At 70.6% G+C, this 2606-nt stretch carries 3 protein-coding genes; all 3 read left to right on the top strand.

Annotation, left to right across the window (positions count from 1 at the left end):
- A partial coding sequence (locus tag R1101_RS27900) for an EamA family transporter (protein ID WP_016935208.1) occupies positions 1-710 on the top strand: 710 nt, incomplete at its 5' end.
- Entirely contained in the window at positions 605-1858 is a 1254-nt protein-coding gene (locus tag R1101_RS0120820) for a Mur ligase family protein (RefSeq protein ID WP_026003541.1), read from the top strand. The genes R1101_RS27900 and R1101_RS0120820, both read left to right, overlap by 106 nt.
- Entirely contained in the window at positions 1851-2561 is a 711-nt protein-coding gene (locus R1101_RS0120815; RefSeq protein ID WP_016935206.1) for a type 1 glutamine amidotransferase, read from the top strand. Before R1101_RS0120820 ends, R1101_RS0120815 begins: the two co-directional genes overlap by 8 nt.
- Positions 2562-2606 lie beyond the last annotated feature (45 nt).

The following is a 2606-nucleotide window of genomic DNA, read 5'->3' as shown; positions in this document are numbered from 1 at the left end:
AACGGCTCGACGGCATCCGTCTCGCCGGCCTCGTGGTCGCCGTGTCCGGCATGGTGATCGTCGCCGTGGGACAGGGCGCCGCGGACGCGAGCCCGATACCCATGACCCTCGCGTTGCTCGCCGGACTGTCGTGGGCGGTCGGCAACATCGGGACCCGCAAGGCCGGCGCCGGTGACCCCATGCGCCTGATGCTGTGGATGTGCGTCGTGCCCGTGCTCCCGTTCTTCGGGGTCTCCTGGTTCGTCGAGGGCCCGCAGGCGTGGACCACCCTCGGTACCGCCGTCACCACCGTGGACGGGGGCCTGGCGCTGGCCGGACTCGCCTACGTCGTGCTGGCGGGCACGATCGCCGGTACCGGGATCTACGCCTCGCTGCTGTCGCGCTATCCCGCCGGGACCGTGGCGCCGCTCTCCCTCATGGTGCCGGTCGTGGGGTTCACCGTCGCATGGATCACGCTCGGTGAGCGGCCGGCGCCGTCGTCCCTGATCGGCGGTGTGATCGTCGTCGTCGGAGCCCTCGCCGCCCAGGGTGGCCGCGGCAGTGTGACGAGCAGGACGCTCCTCCGGCGACACAACGCTCCCGCGCCTGTGGAACACTCGCCGACGTGGGAACCAGCACAGGAATCACCGCACGTGGACGGCTCGCACTACGCGCAGCCCGGGCCGCCGCGTGGGCGTCCCAGAAGGCCGGACGCGGTAAGGGCTCGATGATCGGAGGGCTCGTCGCCCTGAAGATCGATCCGGCACTGATGAAGCAGCTCGGCCACGGCCGGCAGACCGTGCTCGTCACCGGGACGAACGGCAAGTCCACGACGACACGCATGACGGCCGCCGCTCTCGAGACGATCGATTCGGTCGTCACCCAGGCGGACGGCGCGAACATGGACGCCGGGATCGTCGCCGCTCTCGCCACCGACCTCCGGGCGCCGCTCGCCGCGATCGAGGTCGACGAGCTCCACACCCCGCACGTCGCCGACGCCCTCGAACCCAGAGCGATCGTGCTGCTCAATCTCAGCCGCGACCAGCTCGACCGGGTCGGTGAGATCAACATGATCGAGCGGAAGCTGCGCGAGGGCCTGAAGCGGCATCCCGACGCCGTGATCGTCGCGAACTGCGACGACGTGCTCGTCACGTCCGCCGCCTACGACAACCCGAACGTCGTGTGGGTCGCCGCCGGAGCCGGCTGGGCCAACGACTCGGTGAGTTGCCCGCGCTCGGGCGAACCGATCGTCCGTGAAGGCGACCACTGGTACAGCACGGGCTCCGATTTCGCGCGCCCGACACCCGACTGGTGGGTCGACGACGAGAACCTCCACGGGCCCGACGGTCTCGTTCTCCCGCTGAAGCTCACCCTCCCCGGCCGCGCGAACCGCGGGAACGCCGCCCAGGCGGTCGCGGCCGCCGTCGCCCTCGGAGCCGACCCGGAGAAGGCCGTCGCGGCCGCAGCGGTCGTGGAGGAGGTCGCCGGCCGCTACAAGACGGTGCAGGTCGGGCCGCATTCGGTGCACATGCTTCTCGCGAAGAACCCCGCCGGCTGGCAGGAGGCCCTGTCGATGATCGACCCGACCGTCGACGGTCTGGTCATCGCCGTCAACGGTCAGGTGCCGGACGGCGAGGACCTGTCGTGGTTGTGGGACGTGCGGTTCGAACACTTCGAGGGCGTACAGGTCGTCGCCGCAGGTGAACGCGGCACCGATCTCGCGGTCCGTCTGACCTATGCGGGGGTCGAGCACACGCTGGTGCCGGATCCGTTGAAGGCCATCGCCTCGTGCCCTCCCGGTCGTGTGGAGGTGCTCGCCAACTACACCGCGTTCCGCGATCTCAACACCGCCATTGCCAGGAGAGCTGCCCATGTCTGAGTCGACCGTCCGCATCGGACTCGTCCTGCCCGACGTGATGGGCACCTACGGCGACGGCGGCAACGCCCTGGTGCTGCGCCAGCGACTGCGGATGCGCGGTCACGACGCCGAGGTCGTCGAGATCGGATTGAACGATCCGGTCCCGGAGTCCCTCGACCTCTACACCCTCGGCGGCGCGGAGGACGCGGCGCAGCGGCTGGCCACGCGACACCTGCAGCGCTACCCGGGACTGCAGCGTGCAGCCGAGCGCGGAGCGCCGGTGCTCGCGATCTGCGCCGCGATCCAGGTGCTCGGCCACTGGTACGAGACGTCCTCCGGCGAACGGGTCGACGGCGTCGGCATCCTCGACGCGACCACCTCGCCGCAGCAGACCCGCGCGATCGGCGAGATCGTCATCCGGCCCGCCCTCGCCGGTCTCACCCAGCCGCTGACAGGATTCGAGAACCACCGCGGTGGAACGACTCTCGGCTCCGATGCCACCGGGCTCGGCCGCGTCGACCGCGGTGTCGGCAACGGCGTGGGCGACGGACTCGAAGGTGCCGTGCAGGGCTCGGTGATCGGCACGTATCTGCACGGTCCCGTACTCGCCCGCAACCCCGAGCTCGCCGATCACCTCCTCATGCGCGCTCTGGGCGTGGACTCCCTGCCGCCGCTGGACCTCCCCGAGGTCGATCTGCTGCGACAGGAACGGTTGCGCGCCTGACGGTTGCGCGCCTGAGCGCTCAGCCGTGCGCGGCGACGTGTCGAG

Source organism: Rhodococcus sp. R1101 (assembly GCF_000278445.1).
In the GTDB taxonomy this organism is placed as follows: Bacteria; Actinomycetota; Actinomycetes; order Mycobacteriales; family Mycobacteriaceae; genus Rhodococcus; species Rhodococcus gordoniae.
The sequence above is the reverse complement of the archived record's forward strand: the minus strand, read 5'-3'. Positions and strand labels throughout refer to the sequence as shown.

Excerpts from the sequence above, each read along its gene's own strand:
- R1101_RS0120815 (WP_016935206.1), top strand. The coding sequence starts at position 1,851 with ATGTCTGAGTCGACCGTCCGCATCGGACTCGTCCTGCCCGACGTGATG.